Annotated in this window: 17 protein-coding genes and 1 tRNA gene; 7 read left to right on the top strand and 11 right to left on the bottom strand. The window is 69.9% G+C overall.

Annotated elements, in window-relative coordinates; translation table 11 throughout:
- Positions 1-111 precede the first annotated feature (111 nt).
- The 3 genes from JAV51_RS01110 to JAV51_RS01100 are packed head-to-tail and all read left to right on the top strand — an operon-like array spanning position 112 to position 3,901.
- Positions 112-1,116 carry a methionine ABC transporter ATP-binding protein gene (locus tag JAV51_RS01110; protein ID WP_197318689.1) on the top strand — a complete coding sequence of 335 codons (1,005 nt, stop codon included), beginning with the start codon at positions 112-114 and terminating at the stop codon, positions 1,114-1,116.
- A gap of 48 nt (positions 1,117-1,164) precedes the next feature.
- Positions 1,165-2,091, top strand: coding sequence for a 4-(cytidine 5'-diphospho)-2-C-methyl-D-erythritol kinase (locus tag JAV51_RS01105; RefSeq protein WP_197318688.1), 927 nt, complete (start codon positions 1,165-1,167; stop codon positions 2,089-2,091).
- A 22-nt stretch (positions 2,092-2,113) separates the two neighbouring features.
- The gene (locus tag JAV51_RS01100) at positions 2,114-3,901 is read left to right on the top strand and encodes an ABC-F family ATP-binding cassette domain-containing protein (RefSeq protein ID WP_197318687.1); all 1,788 of its coding nucleotides are present in this window, start codon (positions 2,114-2,116) and stop codon (positions 3,899-3,901) included.
- 27 nt (positions 3,902-3,928) lie between these two features.
- Here the strand turns inward: JAV51_RS01100 and JAV51_RS01095 are convergent, their stop codons facing one another.
- Together JAV51_RS01095 and JAV51_RS01090 are read right to left on the bottom strand one after the other, a co-directional pair.
- Positions 3,929-4,804 carry a polysaccharide deacetylase gene (locus JAV51_RS01095; RefSeq protein ID WP_197318686.1) on the bottom strand — a complete coding sequence of 292 codons (876 nt, stop codon included), beginning with the start codon at positions 4,802-4,804 and terminating at the stop codon, positions 3,929-3,931.
- Between the two features lie 38 nt (positions 4,805-4,842).
- Positions 4,843-5,889: an MFS transporter gene (locus tag JAV51_RS01090; RefSeq protein ID WP_197318685.1), complete on the bottom strand. Its 1,047-nt coding sequence runs from the start codon at positions 5,887-5,889 to the stop codon at positions 4,843-4,845.
- A 6-nt stretch (positions 5,890-5,895) separates the two neighbouring features.
- Between JAV51_RS01090 and JAV51_RS01085 the strand changes: the two genes are divergently transcribed.
- Together JAV51_RS01085 and JAV51_RS01080 are read left to right on the top strand one after the other, a co-directional pair.
- Positions 5,896-6,285, top strand: a complete 390-nt coding sequence (locus JAV51_RS01085; RefSeq protein WP_231641039.1) for a MerR family transcriptional regulator — start codon at positions 5,896-5,898, stop codon at positions 6,283-6,285.
- Positions 6,286-6,330: 45 nt separating this feature from the next.
- Positions 6,331-8,013, top strand: coding sequence for a fatty acyl-AMP ligase (locus JAV51_RS01080; protein WP_197318684.1), 1,683 nt, complete (start codon positions 6,331-6,333; stop codon positions 8,011-8,013).
- 4 nt (positions 8,014-8,017) lie between these two features.
- Here the strand turns inward: JAV51_RS01080 and JAV51_RS01075 are convergent, their stop codons facing one another.
- The 8 genes from JAV51_RS01075 to JAV51_RS01040 all read right to left on the bottom strand — a co-directional run bounded on the left by JAV51_RS01075 (position 8,018) and on the right by JAV51_RS01040 (position 14,753).
- Positions 8,018-8,362, bottom strand: coding sequence for a DivIVA domain-containing protein (locus JAV51_RS01075; RefSeq protein ID WP_197318683.1), 345 nt, complete (start codon positions 8,360-8,362; stop codon positions 8,018-8,020).
- Entirely contained in the window at positions 8,362-8,658 is a 297-nt protein-coding gene (locus tag JAV51_RS01070) for a DivIVA domain-containing protein (protein WP_197318682.1), read from the bottom strand. Before JAV51_RS01070 ends, JAV51_RS01075 begins: the two co-directional genes overlap by 1 nt.
- 158 nt (positions 8,659-8,816) lie before the next feature.
- Positions 8,817-9,416 carry an aminoacyl-tRNA hydrolase gene (gene pth, locus JAV51_RS01065; RefSeq protein ID WP_197318681.1) on the bottom strand — a complete coding sequence of 200 codons (600 nt, stop codon included), beginning with the start codon at positions 9,414-9,416 and terminating at the stop codon, positions 8,817-8,819.
- Positions 9,417-9,432: 16 nt separating this feature from the next.
- A complete protein-coding gene (locus JAV51_RS01060; protein WP_197318680.1) occupies positions 9,433-10,056 on the bottom strand; it encodes a 50S ribosomal protein L25/general stress protein Ctc in 624 nt (207 codons plus the stop codon).
- Positions 10,057-10,335: 279 nt separating this feature from the next.
- The gene (locus tag JAV51_RS01055) at positions 10,336-11,316 is read right to left on the bottom strand and encodes a ribose-phosphate diphosphokinase (protein WP_197318679.1); all 981 of its coding nucleotides are present in this window, start codon (positions 11,314-11,316) and stop codon (positions 10,336-10,338) included.
- The gene (gene glmU / locus JAV51_RS01050; RefSeq protein WP_197318678.1) at positions 11,313-12,785 is read right to left on the bottom strand and encodes a bifunctional UDP-N-acetylglucosamine diphosphorylase/glucosamine-1-phosphate N-acetyltransferase GlmU; all 1,473 of its coding nucleotides are present in this window, start codon (positions 12,783-12,785) and stop codon (positions 11,313-11,315) included. Before glmU ends, JAV51_RS01055 begins: the two co-directional genes overlap by 4 nt.
- 43 nt (positions 12,786-12,828) lie before the next feature.
- Positions 12,829-14,583, bottom strand: a complete 1,755-nt coding sequence (locus JAV51_RS01045; RefSeq protein ID WP_197318677.1) for a diguanylate cyclase — start codon at positions 14,581-14,583, stop codon at positions 12,829-12,831.
- 98 nt (positions 14,584-14,681) lie between these two features.
- Positions 14,682-14,753 (bottom strand) — tRNA-Gln (locus JAV51_RS01040).
- Positions 14,754-14,914: 161 nt separating this feature from the next.
- Between JAV51_RS01040 and JAV51_RS01035 the strand changes: the two genes are divergently transcribed.
- Entirely contained in the window at positions 14,915-15,868 is a 954-nt protein-coding gene (locus JAV51_RS01035) for an acyl-CoA desaturase (protein ID WP_197318676.1), read from the top strand.
- Between the two features lie 145 nt (positions 15,869-16,013).
- On the top strand, positions 16,014-16,613 hold the full coding sequence (locus tag JAV51_RS01030) for a TetR/AcrR family transcriptional regulator (RefSeq protein ID WP_197318675.1): 600 nt from the start codon (positions 16,014-16,016) through the stop codon (positions 16,611-16,613).
- Between the two features lie 96 nt (positions 16,614-16,709).
- On the opposite strand, the gene JAV51_RS01025 is transcribed toward JAV51_RS01030, so the two are convergent.
- Positions 16,710-17,924, bottom strand: coding sequence for a sorbosone dehydrogenase family protein (locus JAV51_RS01025; RefSeq protein ID WP_197318674.1), 1,215 nt, complete (start codon positions 17,922-17,924; stop codon positions 16,710-16,712).
- Positions 17,925-18,014: the final 90 nt, after the last annotated feature.

Below are 18,014 nucleotides of genomic sequence, written 5' to 3'. Positions count from 1 at the left end.
CACGTCATGGCTCGCTGAGGCCTTTTCCCGCCCTACGTCGGTTCTCTTCTTTCTTTCGTCTTCGAGGACGTCCCACGCGGACGCCCGGTTTCGAGCTGCCTGGAGCTTGTGGTGATCACTGTCGAGAACGTCAGCAAGTCGTTCCCCTCCGCTCACGCCCCCGTGGTCGCGTTGCGAGAGGTCAACCTCGCCGTCAGCGCGGGGTCGCTGTTCGGCCTGATCGGGCCGAAGGAGGCGGGCAAGACGACGCTGGCGCGGTGCGTGGCGCTGCGGGAGCGGCCGGATCGGGGCACGGTGCGGTACGACGGCATGGACACCAGCCGGTTGGCGGGTCGCAGGCTGTGGGGCGCGCAGCGACAGGTCGCGGTGGTGGAGTCGGCGCTGCGGCCCGAGCGAACCGTGGCGGGCAACATCGCCGCCCCGCTGGAGCGCATGGGCGTGGAGGCCGACCGGCGGCGTCACCGGGTCGGCACCCTGCTCGACGTCATCGGGCTTTCGCGTTCGGGTGCCCGGTTGCCGTCGGAACTGACGCCGGGCCAGCAGCGTCGGGTCGCGATCGCGAGGGCGTTGGCGACGGAACCGTCCGTGTTGCTGGCCGACGACCCGATCGACGGGGTGAGCGGCGAAGAGACGCCCGCCGTCCTGGCAGTGCTCGACCGCGCCCGCTCCGAGCTGGGTGCCACGGTGATCGTCACGTCGCGGGAGGCCGACATCGCCCGCCGGGTGTGCGACGAGGTCGCGCTGCTCGACCGCGGCACGGTCGTGGAGTCGGGCACCCTGCTCGGTCTGCTCGGCAAGCCCGGCAGCCCCATCGCGGAGGCTCTGTTGCCCCGGGTCGACACTCCGCGGTCGCTGCTGTCGTCGTACGACCGGGCGGTCGACGTGATCCTGGTGGGTTTCGCTGCCGTCGGGGCGTTGCTGCCCGAGGCGTCGGCGCGGTTCGACGTCGACCTGACCACCATCGGCGGGGGACTGACGAGGTTCGGTGACACCCCGGTGGCCCGGTTCCGCCTCGGCGTCGAGGGACAGCGGGCCGATGCCGCGCTGGCGTGGATGGCGGAGCGTGGCGCGTACCTCAGCACGCCCATGTACGGGCTGCGGGACGTCGCCGCCTGACGTCGCCGCCTGGATCGGCGGTCTCCGGGGGCCCAGTAGGCTGGTGGAGTGCTTGCCGTCGTACCACCGCCCGTCACCGTGCGAGTGCCGTCGAAGATCAATCTGCATCTGTCCGTCGGTGACCTGCGGGAGGACGGCTACCACGACCTCACGACCGTGTTCCACGCCTTGTCGTTGACCGACGAGGTCACGGTCTTCTCCACCCCGGAGGCCGGGATCGAGGTCTCCGGCGAGGGTGCGAGGTCGGTGCCCACCGACGGCACCAACCTGGCGATGCGGGCGGTGCGCGCACTGGCCGAGCACGTCGGCAAGCCCGCCGAGGCCGAGCGGGTGCGCGTGGTGATCCGCAAGGGCATTCCTGTGGCCGGTGGGATGGCGGGTGGCAGCGCCGACGCTGCCGCCACGTTGCTGGCGTGCTCGACGCTGTGGGGTCTCGACCTGCACCGTGACGAGCTGGCGGAGATCGCCGCCACGCTGGGCAGCGACGTGCCGTTCGCGCTCTACGGCGGGACGGCGTTGGGCACCGGACGCGGTGAGCGGCTCGTCCCCGTGCTGTCGCGCCACACGTTCCACTGGGTCCTGGCGTTCGACCAGCGTGGGTTGTCGACCCCGAAGGTCTACGGCGAGCTGGACCGCCTCCGTGACGCCGGGGACCCGCCGAGGGTGGGGTCGCCCGACTCGTTGCTGGAGGCGCTGGCGGCCGGGGACGCGCGACGCCTGGCGGAGCTGCTCGGCAACGACCTCCAGGCTGCCGCTGTCTCGTTGCGTCCCGGCCTGCGTCGGACGTTGCGTGCCGGGGTGTCGGCGGGAGCCCTCGCCGGTGTGGTCTCGGGGTCGGGCCCCACGTGTGCGTTCCTGTGCACCGACGGCGAATCCGCCCTCAAGGTGGCCGCCGAACTCGCGGGCGCGGGTGTCTGCCGCACGGTGCGGGTGGCCCACGGGCCGGTGCCCGGGGCCCGCGTGTGCGACGAGTGACGCGAACGACGGAAGGACGTTGATGGCCGCGCATCTTCTGGGCGCCGAGGCCCTGCACCTGGAGTACCCGACCCGGGTCGTGTTCGACTCGCTGACGCTCGGGGTCGAGGAAGGCGACCGCATCGGCATCGTCGGTCGCAACGGTGACGGCAAGTCGAGCCTGCTCGGGATGCTCGCCGGGACGATCGAACCGCAGTCGGGCAGGGTGACGCGCCGCAACGGCGTCCGGTTCGGGGTGCTGAGCCAGGGCGACGACCTCGACGCCGCCTCCAGCGTCGGCCACGCGATCGTCAGTGACCGGCCCGAGCACGAGTGGGCGGGCGATCCACGCGTGCGTGACGTGATCAACGGACTCGTGTCCGACGTGCCGTGGGAGGCGAAGGTCGGCGAGCTGTCCGGTGGGCAGCGTCGCCGGGTGGCGCTCGCGGCGTTGCTGGTCGGTGAGTGGGACCTGATCGCGCTGGACGAGCCGACGAACCACCTCGACGTCGAGGGCATCGCCTGGCTGGCCGAGCATCTGAAGCGGCGGTGGGCGGCGAACACGGGCGGCCTGCTGGTGATCACCCACGACCGCTGGTTCCTCGACGAGGTGTGCACCGAGACGTGGGAGGTGCACGACGGGATCGTCGAGCCGTTCGAGGGCGGGTACGCCGCGTACGTGCTTCAGCGGGTGGAGCGTGACCGGATCGCGGCGGCGGCCGAGAGCAAGCGACAGAACCTGCTGCGCAAGGAGCTCGCCTGGCTGCGCCGGGGTGCCCCCGCACGCACGTCCAAGCCGAAGTTCCGCATCGACGCAGCCAACCAGCTCATCGCCGACGTGCCTCCCGTGCGTAACCCCCTCGAACTGCAGCGGCTCGCGGTGGCACGCCTGGGCAAGGACGTCGTCGATCTCGAAAACGTGAGTGTGAGCTACGGCGATCGCGAGGTGCTGCGGGACGTCACGTGGCGGATCGCGCCCGGCGAACGCACCGGCATCCTCGGTGCGAACGGCGCTGGTAAGTCCACTTTGCTCGGTCTCGTGTGCGGCACCGTGTCGCCCACGTCCGGTCGCGTGAAGTGCGGCAAGACGGTCCGAATCGGACTGCTGGACCAGCAGTTCTCGCAACTTGCCGACATCCACGGCGATCGGGTGCGCGAGGTGCTGGCCCGCACGAAGGCCTCGTTCACCATCGACGGCAAGGAACACACTCCGGCGCAACTGCTCGAACGTCTCGGATTCGCCCGGGAACACCTGTCGGCGCGGGTCGGGGACCTCTCCGGCGGGCAGAAGCGGCGGTTGCAGCTCTTGTTGCTGCTGCTCGGTGAACCCAACGTCATCGTGCTGGACGAGCCGACCAACGACGTTGACGCCGACATGCTCGCCGCCGTCGAGGACCTGCTCGACTCGTGGCCGGGCACGCTGATCGTGGTGTCGCACGACCGGTACCTGCTGGAGCGGGTCACCGACCAGCAGTACGCCATCGTGGACGGACGGTTCCGGCACGTGCCGGGCGGTGTCGACGAGTACCTCCGACTGCGTCGCGAGGGCACCGCAGCCCCGAAACCGACCACGGCGACGAAGCCGTCGTCCGACTCCGGCTCGGAGATCTCCGGTGCCCAGTTGCGCGCGACGCAGAAGGAGATCAGCGCCATCGAGCGAAGGCTGGAGAAGCTCTCGCGCAGCATCGAGCAGGTGCACGAACGCATGGCCTCGCACGACCAGAGCGACTACGAGGGCCTGCAACGGCACACCGCCGAACTCCGCGAGCTGGAGGCCGAGGTCGCGGAGCTGGAGGAGCGCTGGTTGGAGCTCTCGGAGCTCGTCGGCTGACACCGCGCCGACGCCGCGGCGGCCTGCTCACCGGGTGGGGAAGAGCCCCGCTTCGACGTCCGGCTTCTCGTGGGCGCGCTCCGGGAGCGAGACGTCGGCGAGGTGGGTGGCGAGTTCATGGCCGGTGAGGATCGGGACGTCTCCCGCGTCGAGGATGTGGCCGATCAGCTCTTCCAACGCCACGGCGCGCGCGGGGCGTCCGGTGAGGAAGGGGTGGTTGGTGAGCATGAACAGCCCCCCGAAGCGGCGCATGGCGTCGACCTCGGCCTTCCACGTCGCCAGCACGTCGGCAGGGTTCTTGATGTGCTGCCCGATCTCGGGGAAGGGCAGGAACGCGTACTGCTCCCAATCGTCGAGAGACCAGTGCGGCGGCAACTCGACGATGCCGCCGTGCGGTGTGGTGATCCGGTACGGGGAGTCCTGGGACATCAGCGAGCTGTCGTAGCTCAATCCGTGCTCGGCGACCAGGGCCGGTGTGTGCCAGCTCGCCTCCCACAGTCCGGCGCGGTGTCCGTGGATCGGAACGCCGATGTCCTCGAAAACCTTCAGCGCGCGAACGAAGTCCCGTTCCTCCTCGTCCCGGGTCATGGACGACGCGGGCACGTGACTGTAGGAGTGGTGGCCGATCTCGTGGCCCTCGGCGGCGATCCGCTCGACCAGGTCGGGGCGGCGTTCCGCGACCCAGCCGGGGAAGAAGAACGTGGCCTTCACGTGCAGACCGGCGAGGATGTCCAGGATGCGAGGGACCCCGATCTCGGGTCCGAACTGCTGGTGGCTGATGGCCATAGCGTGCTCGGCGGCCGCCGAGTCGACCGAGAGGACACCGGTCTCGGCATCGACGTCGAAGGTCAGGCAGGCGACGGCCGAGGTGCCCTCGGGAAGCCACGTACGGTCGACGGTCATGGATCTCTCCTGTTCTGAAAAGGAACGGTGAAGCGAAATCAGAGGCTTGCGGTCAGGGCCCCGAGCCCGAGGCCGACGTCGAAGGCGACGTTCCAGGCGGCGCTCGTCCGATCGGTGTGGGCCGGCGACCGGACTCGTCGCATCATGGACGTCAGCGTTGCGGTCTGGACCGCGCCGGAGGCGGCGCCGATCAGAGTCGCGGCCGGCAGGAGCACGCCCGCTGCGGAACTCGCGGCGAATCCGATGGTGGCGACGACCAGCACGGCCACGGACAGTGCGGCGGTGCCGGCGACCGACCACCGGTCGCACAGGACACCGCCGACGAGACGTCCGAGTGCGACGGCGCTCTGCACCGCGAACGCCGCCGCGACCGTGAGAGTCGCCGAGGTGTCGCCGAGCAGCGGACCGAGGGACGACAACACGGCCGCGTAGAGCGTCACGGCCAGGACGTGGCCGAGGAGGACGACCGGGACCGTCCTCGGTCGGGACTCCGTGGTGGAGGCCGATGAGGACGGTGCGTTCCCGGTCGTCACGTCGCATGGGACGGCCATGACTGCGAGAAGTCCCAGCACGGCGAACGTCACCCCGCCGATCACCACGCCGGACGGACCGGCCAGGGTGGCGAGCAGCAGCCCCACCGGCGCACCGATCGCGCCGCCGAGGGCCGAGCCGAAGCCGTAGATCCCGAGCGCACGGCCGACCTCGTCGGCGGCCACGTCCCGTGCCCACGCCGTGCCCGCGATGACGAAGACGCCGAAGCCGAGCCCCAGGAGGCCGAGGCCGAACCACGGAACGTCGACCGTCGCCAGGACCGTCAGGCCGGTCGCCATGGTCGCCAACGCCCAGGTCACCGTCCTGGCGCGGACGCGCGTCCACCGTCCGGCGAGGACGACCACCGGCTGGACGAGCACCACCACCAACAGCACGGCCGAGACCAGCACGCCCGGCGACGGCTGGGCATCGACGAGGAACACCGGGGCGGCGGCGTAGAAGCAATAGAAGCTGCCGAACGCCCCACCCGCAGCGGCGGCGATGCCGGTGATGCCTCGCGTGCTCCGCGCCGCAGTCGAGGGGCTGACTACCATGCGGCGATGATGAGAGTTGACACCGATGTCAAGTTCAAGTCCGACGAGTTGCTCACCATCGGACAGCTGGCGCAGGCCACGGGCGTCAGTACCCGGTCGATCCGGTACTACGAGGAACGAGGACTGGTGGTCTCCCACCGCTTGCCGTCGGGGCACCGTCGTTTCGTGCCCGAGTGCGTCGAACGGATCGTGTTGATCCAGTATCTGTTCGCCGCGGGGCTGACCAGCGCGACGATCGAACCGCTTCTGCCGTGCATGCTCGACGAGTCGCAGCGCACGGACTTCCTCATCGGCGAACTCCGGCGACACCGGGATCGGCTGACCCGCGAGATCCGGCAACAGCAGGAGACCGTGCGCATCCTCGACGAGGTCATCGCCGAGTACGACGGTGGGTGACGCCGAAGGCGGAGGGCCGGATCGGTCACCGATAAAGTGCTACTCATGAGTCGGTTCGTGGACACCATGGTCGCCACCGCGCACGCGGGTGGCCGAGAGCGCGGAATGGTCACCGGAGAGCCCCGGGAACCCGTGCGGAGAACGTGGTTCGAGGTGCACGAGCGGGCTCGTCGGGTGGCCGGAGGGCTCGTCGAGGCGGGTCTCGAACCCGGTGGAGCGGTCGCGGTGCTCGCCGGAGCTCCCGAACTCATCGCCCCCACCGTCCAGGGTGTGTGGCTGGCGGGTGGCAGCGTGACGATGCTCCACCAGCCCACCGCGCGCACCGACCTCACGACGTGGGCCGAGGACACCGTCCGGGTGCTGCGCATGATCGGGTCGTCGCTCGTCGCCCTGGGAGAACCGTTCGACGGGCTCGCCCCAGTGCTGGACGAGCACGGCATCGCCTACCGCTCGATCAGCGGACTGCTCGACGCCGAACCGCTGGCCGAACCCGTGCCGACGGGGGAGGGCGCGCTGGCGCTGATGCAGCTCACCAGCGGGTCGACCGCCGCCCCGAAGGCCGTGAAGATCACGCACGGCAACCTGTACTCGAACGTCACCGCCATGGTTGAACGAGCCGAGTTCGACTTCGCCACCGACGTGATGGTGTCGTGGCTTCCGCTGTTCCACGACATGGGCATGGTCGGCTTCCTGACCGTGCCGATGACCTTCGGCGTCGAACTCGTCAAGATCACGCCGGTGGACTTCCTCACCGGTCCGCTCGTCTGGCCGCAGTTGATCAGCAAGTACCGCGGCACCACCACGGCCGCACCGAACTTCGCCTACGCGATCGTCGGCCGCAGACTCGCGAAGGTGGAGGACGACGACGCCTACGACCTGTCGACCCTGCGGATCGCCCTGAACGGCGCCGAACCGATCGACCCCACCGCCGTCCGCACGTTCACGGACGCGGGCAAGCGCTTCGGCATGCCGTCCGAGTGCGTGTTCCCGGCGTACGGCCTGGCCGAGGCCACGCTCGCCGTGTCGTTCGCGCCGCTTTTCACCGGCCTGACCTCCGACGTCGTCGAGGCCGAGGCGTTGGAGAACCACGATCGCGCGGTGGCGGTGCCGGAGGGCGACCCCCGACGCGGCACCGACGAGGTGCGGCAGTTCGCCGTTCTCGGTCGCCCGTTGGACGGCCTGGAGGCGCGGATCGTCGGCGAGGACGGCACGGTGCGCGGCGAGCGCGAGGTGGGGGAGATCCAGCTCCGTGGCGAGGCCGTGTCGCCCGGATACCTGACGGTGGACGGACCGCTCGACACACGCGACGCCGACGGCTGGTTCCCCACCGGGGACATCGGCTACCTCACCGACGGGCAGATCGTGATCTGCGGCCGCAAGAAGGACGTCATCATCCTCGGCGGACGCAACGTGTACCCCACCGACATCGAACGTGCCGCGGGCTCCGTCGACGGTGTCCGTGCGGGCAACGCCGTGGCGGTGCGCATCGACGCGGGCACACGACGGGAGCGGTTCGCGGTCGTCCTCGAATCCGCCGTGGCCGGTGACGCCGACGCCGAGCACGCGCTGGCCAAGCAGGTGGCGGCGCGCGTGCGGGACGCGGTGGACGCTCGCCCCTACGCGGTCGTGGTCCTGCCGAAGGGCAGCCTGCCCAAGACTCCGTCGGGGAAGGTCAAGCGCGCCGCCACGGCGACGCAGTACCGCGACCTGATCGACGCGCGGGCCTGAGGCGTCAGACCAGCTTGCGCCACAGTGGCGCGCGGGCGTTGCTGTGGTCGAGCGCCGGAGCCAGGTACGGCTTGGCGGTCCTCGTCGACTCCCTGGCTCCGAGCGTCGACTCCACCAGCCGTAGGAACGTGTCCACCGCGGCGGGGTCGTAGCCGGACGTCCGGCGCGCGGGCGGGCACAGGGTGAACGCCACCTTGTGCACGTCGGCGGCGGTCACCGAGTCGCGCCCTTCCAATGTGGCCGCGACTCGGTCGAGAAAGGCGTCGACCTGCATCCGGTTGTAGCCGCGGGTGCCCCACGGCGCGGGCGGGAACCAGGCACGGTCGACGTCGTCGGCGGTGATCTCCATCAGGCCTCGTGCACCTCCACGGCCGTGGCCCTGCCGAGTCCCGAGCGCGACGCGAACAGCTCCTCCATGGCGTCGAGGAACTCGTCGACCTGCTGTTCGTCGTAACCGCGTCGACCGAGCAACGGCCGTCCGAATCGGACGTGGTGGATCTCGGGAGCGGTGAGGTCGTCACGACCGGCCAACGTGTCGGCGATCCGCGTGACGAAGGCGTCGACCTCGGACTTGGAATAGCCGCGGCGGCCGAACGGTGCGTTGTCGAACTCGATGTCGCTGATGTCTTCTGCGGTGAACGACATGGGACCTCTCTCGGACGTCGTCGCTGTGCGCAACGGCCTAGCCACGATGAGTAGGCCCGGAAACGTGACCGAGAAGAGGATGACCCGGCAGGGTGGTGCGGAGCACCCGGTCGGGGGACGAGAAGTGTCGTTCTTGGAAGGTCCGGTGTGGACGGCGCTCAGCGGCTGTGGAACTCGTTCTGAGCTGCTGTGAGGCCCTTGCCGAGCAACGTCTCCACCGCGTCGGCGCACAGGGCGATGTTCAGTGCGAGGTCGCGACGTTCCGTGGTGGAGAAGTCCTTGAGGACGTAGTCGGCAGGGTCCATGCGCCCGGGCGGACGGTCGATGCCGAACCGAACCCGGTAGTAGTCCTGGGTCCCCAGGGACTTGGTGATCGAGCGCAGTCCATTGTGGCCACCTGCGCCGCCACCGTACTTGAGTCGGACGGTGCCGTAGGGGAGGTCCAGTTCGTCGTGGATCACGACGACACCCTCGGGACCGATCTTGTAGAAGCGAGCGGTGTTGACGACCGGCCCGCCGGAGAGATTCATGAACGAACGGGGCTTGGCGAGGACGACCCGACGACCCGCGAGGCGGCCCTCGCACACCTCGGCGCCGCCCTTGTGGGCCTTGAAGCGGCCGCCGATCCGGTCGGCGAGCTCGTCGAGGACGAGGAAACCGATGTTGTGTCGGTTGCCCTCGTAACGTGGTCCGGGATTGCCGAGACCGGCGAGCAACACCTGCTCGCCGGTCCCCGGCAGATCGTGAGTCACGGTCATGTCCTCGCGGGAGAACTCACTCGGTGGCTTCGGGCTTGTCCTCGACCACACCGGCGCCCTCGGCGTCCACCGACGCCTCCATGGCGGCCTCGCTCGGCGACTCGGACACGGCCACAAGCAGCGTCTCGGGAGCGGTCACCAGGGTCACGCCCTCCGGCAGCGACACGTCGGCGGCGGTGATCTGCGCACCCGCGGCAGCACCGTCGACCGACACCTCCAGCTGCTCGGGCAGCTTCGTGGTCTCGGCCTCGACCTGGATGGTGTCCAGCTCCTGCGTGGTCAGGGTGCCCGGGCCGGCCTGGCCGGTCACGACGACGGGGACGTCGACGACGACCTTCTCACCGCGCTTGACGGCCAGCAGGTCGACGTGCTCGATGTAGTTCTTGAGCGGGTGAACGGTCACGGCCTTGGTGAGCGCGAGCTGGGTGCCGTCGGAGCCCGCGACGTCCAGGGTGATGACCGCGTTCTGCCCGTTCTCGCGGATGACGCGCGCGAACTCCAGAGCGGGCAGCGACAGGTGCTGCGGGTCCACGCCGTGGCCGTAGAGCACCGCGGGGATCTTGCCGGCGCGACGCGTGCGGCGCGCGGCGCCCTTGCCGAACTCGGTGCGTGGCTCGACGGTCAGACGTACCTCGGACACGGGGATGCACTCCTCTTGCGGTGGAATCGAGACGTTGCTTGTGGCTGTCCGGCGGCGAGTCCACGACGTGCGCGCACGAGGGCTCTCAAGCCGCCGCGTCGATCACGTCGGGCGCCGGCGATCATTCGCGGCACCCACCTCGCCGAGACAACCGCTTCAGTCTAGGCCAACCGGATTTTCCTCTTGACAGCACCCGTCGGTCACTGTTTGTGAAACGGACAGACCGAAGGCCACCGCCCCGGCGGGGACGATGGCCTTCGGAAAGTCGGTGTCGGCGGCTCAGGCGCTGCCGTCGAAGAGGCTCGTCACCGAGCCGTCCTCGAAGACCTCCTGGATCGCGCGCGCGAGCAGCGGCGCGATCGAGAGGACCGTGAGCGTGGGGAAGCGCTTCTCCTCGGGGATCGGCAGCGTGTTGGTGACGACGACCTCCTTCACCGGCGCCTTGGCGAGCCGCTCGGTGGCCGGGTCGGACAGGATGCCGTGCGTCGAGGCGATCACCACGTCGGCGGCACCCTCCGCCACCAGCGCGTCGGCGGCCTTCGTGATCGTGCCACCGGTGTCGATCATGTCGTCGATCAGGACGCACAACTTGCCCTTGACGTCACCGACGACCCGGTTGGCCACGGCCTGGTTGGGCTTGTCGGGGTCACGGGTCTTGTGGATGAAGGCGATCGGCCGGTCGCCGAGCTGCTGCGCCCACTTCTCGGCCAGCCGCACCCGACCCGAGTCCGGCGACACGACGGCGATGTCCTGGTCGCCGTAGTGCTCGCTGATGTACTGGGCGAGGACGTTCTGTCCGTGCAGGTGGTCCACCGGGCCGTCGAAGAAGCCCTGGATCTGCGCCGTGTGCAGGTCCACGGTCAGGATGCGGTCGGCACCCGCCGTCTTGAACAGGTCGGCCACGAGCCGCGCCGAGATCGGCTCCCGGCCCTTGTGCTTCTTGTCCTGCCGCGAGTACGGGTAGAACGGCACGATCGCGGTGATCCGCTTGGCGCTGCCGCGCTTGAGCGCGTCCACCATGATGAGCTGCTCCATGATCCACTCGTTGATCGGAGGAGAGAAGCTCTGGAGGACGAAGGCGTCGGTGCCCCGGACGGACTCCTCGAAGCGGACGTAGATCTCACCGTTGGCGAAACTGTGCAGAGTCTGCGGGGTGATCGTCACGTTGAGGTGCTTGGCCACCTCTTCGGCGAGTTCGACGTGCGAACGGCCGGCGAAGAGCATGAGGTTCTTCTTCGGCGTGCCGGATTTCGGGCTCATTCTGGCGACTCCCCGTCGGTTTCGGTTTCCTGCTGTGCGGCGAGCGCCTTCTCCGCTGCCTCCGCCGCGGGTGTGCCCGGCCTGCGCCTGACCACCCAGCCTTCGATGTTGCGTTGCGGTGCCCCGGACACGGCAAGTGCCCCGGGTGGAACGTTGCGGCGGATCACCGTTCCAGCTCCACTGTAGGCGCCGTCCCCCACGGTGACCGGCGCGATGAACATGGTGTCCGAGCCCGTGCGCACGTACGAGCCGACCACGGTGTGGTGCTTCTGCACGCCGTCGTAGTTGACGAACACACTGGACGCGCCGATGTTGCTGTACTCGCCGATGGTCGCGTCACCGACGTAGGTGAGATGCGGCACCTTGGTGCCGCGGCCGATGTCGGCCTTCTTCGTCTCGACGAACGTCCCGATCTTGCCCTCGTCGCCGAGCTTGGTCCCGGGGCGGAGGTAGGCGAACGGCCCCACCTGGGCGCCGGCCCCGACGACCGCCTCGTTGCCGTGCGTGCGCACGACCGTGGCACCGGCACCCACGTTGACGTCGGTGAGCGTGGTGTCGGGGCCGATCTCCGCGCCCTCGCCGACCGTGGTGCGGCCGTGGAGCTGCACGTTGGGTCGCAGCACGACGTCGCGCGCGAGCTGGACGTCCGCGTCGAGCCACGTGGTGGCCGGGTCGATCACCGTGACGCCGGTGCGCTGCCAGCGCTCGACCAGCCGCCGGTTCAACTCCGCCGCCAGCGCCGAGAGCTGCACCCGGTCGTTGACGCCCTCGGTGAGCCACGGGTCGGACACGACCACCGCGCCCACGCGGCGCCCGTCGGCGCGCGCGATGCCGAGCACGTCGGTGAGGTACAGCTCGCCCTGGGCGTTGTCGGTCGACAGGCGGGTCAGGGCGTCGGCGAGCACGGCCCCGTCGAACGCGTAGACCCCGGAGTTGATCTCGGTGATGGCGCGCTGGTCGGCGTCGGCGTCCTTGTGCTCGACGATGCCGGTGACCTCGCCCGCGTCGTCCCGCACGATGCGCCCGTAACCGGTGGGGTCGTCGACCACGGCGGTCAGCACCGTGACGGCGTTGCCGCGTTCGTGGTGCTCGGCCAGCAGCCCCGACAACGTCTCGGTGTCCAGCAGCGGAACGTCGCCGTAGGTCACCAGCACCGTGCCCGCCGCGGCGGCCGACACCGCGTCGAGCGCGCACGACACGGCGTGCCCGGTGCCCTTCTGACTCTCCTGCACCGCGGTGGTGACGGACCGTCCCAGCACGGTGTCCAGGTGTCGGAGGTGTTCGCCGACGGCCTCGCGGCCGTGCCCCACGACCACGACGAGCTCGTCGGGTTCGAGGCCCGCGGCGGCCCGGACCGCGTGTTCGATCAGCGGACGCCCCGCGATCGGGTGCAGGACCTTCGGGAGACTGGATCTCATGCGGGTGCCCTCACCCGCGGCGAGAATGACGGTGCTCAGCGGGCCGGTCACGGTGCTCCTCGGAGTGCGAAGGGATGTCCGACGGCCCACGATCCTACGGGTGTGCCCCGGCCTCCGCCGTGGGGTCGGTCCCCTGGGAGTGGGTGGCGCCACGTTCCCCGACGGGCTCCGGTCTGGGCTGTCGCACGCCGTCGTCACCGGCGAGCCCGGACGCGATCTGATTGCCGCCACGACGCTTCGCCTGGTACATCGCGGCGTCGGCGCGCGAGAGGACCTCCTCCGCGCTCTCCTGCGCCCGCAGGCACACGAGCCCAACCGACAGCGTCACTCCGTGGGAGAGATGCCGGGGCAGGGACGCGACCGCCTTCACCGCGCGCGTCAGCGCCTGGGTGGCGGCGGGCTTCGCTGCGCCCGGCAGCAGGACGATGAACTCGTCGCCGCCGTATCGCGCCACGATGTCGTCTCCGCGGAGCGCGTCGCGCAGCGTGCTGGCGACCACCCGCAACACCGCGTCGCCCTCGGCGTGCGAGTGCTGGTCGTTGACGTCCTTGAACCCGTCGAGGTCGACCAACGCCACGGACAGCGGATCGGACTCCGTGGACGTGGCGAGCGTGCGCAGGCGCTCGTCGAGTGCCCTGCGGTTGGGCAGGCCGGTCAGCGGGTCCTGCATGGCCTGCTGGGTGATCGCGCCGTGCTCCGCCGACAGGCGTTCGTGTTCCCGGCGCGTGTTCAACGTGGCGATCTGCGACTCGCGCAGTGACCACAGCTCGGCTTCGAGTTCCGCGGCGTACTCGGCGAGCAGCGACGGTGCCGACGTCTCGCCCGACTCGGCATCGGTCTTGCCGCCGGCGTCGGTGTCACCGAGACCGCCGCTGAGCACTGTCAGCTCGCGCAGCAGGTTCAGCCGCATCGAAGGCTGGGAGGCGTCCTCGGCAGCCGTCCGGCGAGCCTCCAGCAGCGTCCCGATCGCCTCGTCGGTACGGCCGTCCGCCGCGAGACAGCGGGCGAGGGCGATCGTCACCAGCGACTTCTCGTGCGGATAGCCCTGCTCGCGCGCGAGTCGTCGCAGCCGGTCGATGTGTGCTGCCGCGGGGGCTGCCAACGCGAGCGACGCCGCGAGCATGCCGACCTGGTCGACGGCGGGGACGTCCGGTCGTCGGGGGAACAGCGACTCGGTGAAGGGCGCCTCGACGGCGATGGCGATCGACGCCGCCGTCCGGAACTTCTCGCCGGCTTCCTCCGTCCGCCCCACGCGTTCCAGCCGCAGGCCCCAGCCGAGCAGCATCTTCACGCGGTTCATCAACTGGAGGGTGATCTCGTGCGGCCCCGCGCTGTCCCGGATCGCCTGGTGGGCTCGGGAGATGACCTCCTCCGCTGCCTCGTAGACGCCGAGCTGGTTCAGCACGATCCAGCAGTCGTTGAGCGCCGACGACAGCATCCGGTCCCACGCTCGCCGACCGAAGTGGACTTCCGGCGCCGGAACGTCGTCGAGCAGCGCCAACGCGCGGGCGATCTCGGTGAGCGCGGCGTCGTCCTGCTCGTTGAGCATCAGCAATCGGCCGCGCAGGGCGTGCGCGTCCGCTCGCAGCAGGGCCAGACCGTGTCGCCTGGTGTGCGTGAGCATCTCGTCGAGCAGTGGTTCCGCCTCGGTGGCGGCGCCGCGCGTGACGAGCCGGGCGAGGCCCGAGGCGCGGAGCAACTGGGCGACGAGCATGGGTTCGCCGCGACGCCGGGTCTCTTCGAGGAGTTCGTCGAGGAGGGCAGTGACGCGACGTTGTTCGGCGGGGTCCGTGCGTTGCACAGCGGCAATCAGCTCACGGGCCCGGCCCAGTACCCACGCATCGGACATGTCCCCCAAGGCCGGGTGACGCTCACCGGCCGCGTCGTCCACGTGCAGCGCCCCAACCCCCTTCAGGCATCTCCTGGCACGTCAGGAGCCACCTTCTGCTCCGCCGCCAGGACTCGAACCTGGACCGTCAGAACCAAAATCTGAAGTGCTGCCAATTACACTACGGCGGATTGCGCCTGGTCAGGATAGCCACCGCGAAAACGGACACTCATCGAGGGGCGGTTGTCGGGCGGTTTGGGCATTCCCCCGCCATGGAAACCTCCTGTAGCGTAACTTACGGAAACGTAGGTAAGGGCGACCTTGCCGACCCTCGTGGAAAGAAGTGAAGCGCATGACGGCCACCCTTGACGAATCCGCGGCGAAGCCCGCGCGAGGACCCAAACCGATACTCGACGGCAAGCGTGGACCGGGCGTGCAGTTCGCGGTGTACTTCGGTGTCATCGCGCCGCTGGTCGCTCTTGCCGCAGCCGTGCCCTTCGCCTGGGGCTGGGGCCTGACGTGGGTCGACGTCGGCCTGTTCGTCTTCTTCTACGCCTTCACGGGACTCGGCATCACCGTGTCGTTCCACCGGCACTTCACCCACGGCTCGTTCAAGGCCAAGCCGTGGCTGCGAGTGATCATGGCGATCGCGGGGAGCATGGCCCTCCAGGGCCCGGTCATCACGTGGGTCGCCGACCACCGGCGTCACCACGCGTTCTCCGACAAGGAGGGCGACCCGCACTCGCCGTGGCTGTTCGGCACCTCCCCGCTCGCCATCGCCAAGGGCTTCTGGCACGCCCACATGGGCTGGCTGTTCGAACGCGACCGCAGCAACGCCGAACGGTTCGCGCCCGACCTGCTCAAGGACAAGGCGATCGTGCGGGTCGACAACCTGTTCTGGCTGTGGACCCTGCTGACCTTCGCGCTGCCCGCGCTGCTCGGCGGTCTCATCACGTGGTCGTGGTGGGGCGCGGTGACGGCGTTGTTCTGGGCCGGTTTCGTGCGGGTCTGCGTGTTGCACCACGTGACCTGGTCGGTGAACTCGATCTGCCACATGATCGGTGAGCGGCCCTTCGCCGCTCGCGACCGGTCGGCCAACTTCTGGCCGCTCGCGATCTTCTCGTTCGGCGAGTCGTGGCACAACCTGCACCACGCCGACCCGACCTCGGCGCGGCACGGCGTCAAGCGCGGTCAGATCGACATCTCCGCGCGGCTGATCTGGATCTTCGAGAAGCTCGGCTGGGCGTACAACGTGCGCTGGCCGACCCCCGCGCGGTTGCAGAAGCTCTCGGCCGCCAACAAGTAGCACCCTGTCGGCGGGTCGGTCCGTCCCGTCCTCCTGAGTCGTCTCGCGGCGCCCGGGCTACGCTGCCTCGGTGGCCGCGAGACGACGAGCGAAACGAGACGTGGTCACCGGGTCCGGTTCGGAACGCCCGGTGACACGGGTGCGCATGACCGGAGCCGAGCGCCGGCAGCAGCTCCTCGACGTGGCGCGCTCGCTCTTCGCCGAGAAGGGGTTCGACGGCACGTCGGTGGAGGAGATCGCCCACCGGGCCAACGTGTCGAAGCCGGTGGTGTACGAGCACTTCGGCGGCAAGGAAGGCATCTACGCGGTCGTGGTCGACCGCGAGACCCGGGTGCTGCTCGACCGCATGGTGTCGACCCTGCACGGCGGTCACCCCAGGGAGCTGCTCGAACAGGCCGCGGTGGCGTTGCTCGACTACGTCGAGGACTGCCACGACGGTTTCCGCATCCTCGTCCGTGACTCCCCGGTGGCCAGTTCCACCGGGACGTTCTCGACCCTCCTCAACGACATCGCGAGCCAGGTCGAGTACGTTCTCGCCCACGAGTTCGACGAGCGAGGTTACGACGACAAGCTCGCCCCGCTGTACGCGCAGGCCCTCGTGGGCATGGTCGCGCTGACGGGACAGTGGTGGCTCGACGCTCGCAAACCGAAGCGCGACGAAGTGGCCGCCCATCTCGTGAACCTCGCCTGGAACGGCTTGTCCAACCTGGAACACAAGCCGAGGCTTCGGCTCAAGCGTTCGTGAACCCTCCCCGGCGTGTCCGCGAGTTGCGCACGCGTGTCCGCACTCCAGGCACGTGAGTTCGCACCTCAGGCACGCGTGTTCGCACTCCCCGCACGGCTAGCCGCGCTGCGGAGTCACCCGTAGCACCGAGTCGTCCTGACCGTCGGACGTCGTGACGTACAGCGCGCCGTCCGGTGCCGACCGCACGCCGCGCAGACGGCCGAACCGCTGGTCGAACTCCTGGGGCAACACGACCTCGACGACCTTCTCCCCGGCGGCGTCGAGCTCGAAGAGCAACAACTTCTGCCCGCGCAGCGCGCCCACCGCGAGTGCTCCGTCCAACGGCCCCCACTGCGGCCCGGACAGGAACGCCGCTCCCGACGGTGCCTCGGTGTCCGTCTCACCCGACGTCCACAGCGGAGGCACGGCGTCCGGGAACCGCTGGAGGTCGGTCATGGGCACGTCCTCGTCGTAGGTCTCCGTGTTGTCGCCGCCGCGCGAGGGGTCCCAGCCGTAGTTGCGGCCGGGCCACAGGCGGTTCACCTCGTCGAACCCGGTGGGGCCGTGTTCGGTCGTGAAGACCTGACTCGTCCCGGGCCGCACGGCAACGCCCTGCACGTTGCGGTGCCCGTACGTGTAGACGAGGCGTTCGTCGGCGTCGTCGGACGAGACGAACGGGTTGTCGCGCGGCGGCCGGCCCGTCTCCAGGTCGACCCGCAGCACCTTGCCGCCGAGACTGCTCAGATCCTGCGGGACCGTCGGGTCGTCCGCCGCGTCGCCGGTGCCCACCAGCAGGGTGCCGTCGGCCGCCACCGTGGGGCGGCAGCCGGAGTGTCTGCCGCTGTCGTTCACGGGCAGCCCGGTGACGAGGTCGCGCACGTGGGTCGCGCTGCGGGCGTCCTCCGAGAGCCGCCAGGTGACCAGGCGGACGTCGGCGTCGGCACCGCGGCCGTGGGTCTGGCAGGTGGTGAAGAGTCGGGACGAGGCGAAGTCGGGGTGCACCACCAGCCCCATGAGGCCGCCCTCGCCCCGAGCGTGCACGTCCGACAGGTCGGCCTCGATGTCGTGCGTGCCTTCGTCGTCGACCAGGACGAGCCGCCCGGGACGTTCGGTGACGAGCAGCGCGCCGTCGGGAAGGAAACCGACGTCCCACGGGTGTTGCAGGCCCTCCGCGACCGCCTCCGCGTGCAGCGTGATCCCGCCCGGCGCGCGCAGTGACGTGGCGGGCTCCCCGGGTGCCGTCGCGTTCGGATCACCGTCGCACGCTGCGAGAACGGTGCCGAGAAGGGAGAGCAGAACGAACCACGGAAGGCGGGTGGGTCGGGCGCGCATGGGGTCAGTGTGCCCCGGTGCAGGTGGGGTCGCCGCTCGAATGAACCCGTACCCTGGGAGGACGAAGCCCCGAGTCCCCCGTTTCCTCGG

The sequence above is a fragment of the Saccharomonospora sp. NB11 genome, from assembly GCF_015910535.1.
Lineage (GTDB): Bacteria > Actinomycetota > Actinomycetes > Mycobacteriales > Pseudonocardiaceae > Saccharomonospora.
Note: the sequence above shows the minus strand (reverse complement) of the source record. Positions and strands in the feature narration are given on the sequence as shown.

Excerpts from the sequence above, each read along its gene's own strand:
- JAV51_RS01100 (WP_197318687.1), top strand. The coding sequence starts at position 2,114 with ATGGCCGCGCATCTTCTGGGCGCCGAGGCCCTGCACCTGGAGTACCCG.
- JAV51_RS01095 (WP_197318686.1), bottom strand. The coding sequence starts at position 4,804 with ATGACCGTCGACCGTACGTGGCTTCCCGAGGGCACCTCGGCCGTCGCC.
- JAV51_RS01090 (WP_197318685.1), bottom strand. The coding sequence starts at position 5,889 with ATGGTAGTCAGCCCCTCGACTGCGGCGCGGAGCACGCGAGGCATCACC.
- JAV51_RS01085 (WP_231641039.1), top strand. The coding sequence starts at position 5,896 with ATGATGAGAGTTGACACCGATGTCAAGTTCAAGTCCGACGAGTTGCTC.
- JAV51_RS01080 (WP_197318684.1), top strand. The coding sequence starts at position 6,331 with ATGAGTCGGTTCGTGGACACCATGGTCGCCACCGCGCACGCGGGTGGC.
- JAV51_RS01075 (WP_197318683.1), bottom strand. The coding sequence starts at position 8,362 with ATGGAGATCACCGCCGACGACGTCGACCGTGCCTGGTTCCCGCCCGCG.
- JAV51_RS01070 (WP_197318682.1), bottom strand. The coding sequence starts at position 8,658 with ATGTCGTTCACCGCAGAAGACATCAGCGACATCGAGTTCGACAACGCA.
- pth (WP_197318681.1), bottom strand. The coding sequence starts at position 9,416 with ATGACCGTGACTCACGATCTGCCGGGGACCGGCGAGCAGGTGTTGCTC.
- JAV51_RS01055 (WP_197318679.1), bottom strand. The coding sequence starts at position 11,316 with ATGAGCCCGAAATCCGGCACGCCGAAGAAGAACCTCATGCTCTTCGCC.
- JAV51_RS01045 (WP_197318677.1), bottom strand. The coding sequence starts at position 14,583 with ATGTCCGATGCGTGGGTACTGGGCCGGGCCCGTGAGCTGATTGCCGCT.
- JAV51_RS01035 (WP_197318676.1), top strand. The coding sequence starts at position 14,915 with ATGACGGCCACCCTTGACGAATCCGCGGCGAAGCCCGCGCGAGGACCC.
- JAV51_RS01030 (WP_197318675.1), top strand. The coding sequence starts at position 16,014 with ATGACCGGAGCCGAGCGCCGGCAGCAGCTCCTCGACGTGGCGCGCTCG.
- JAV51_RS01025 (WP_197318674.1), bottom strand. The coding sequence starts at position 17,924 with ATGCGCGCCCGACCCACCCGCCTTCCGTGGTTCGTTCTGCTCTCCCTT.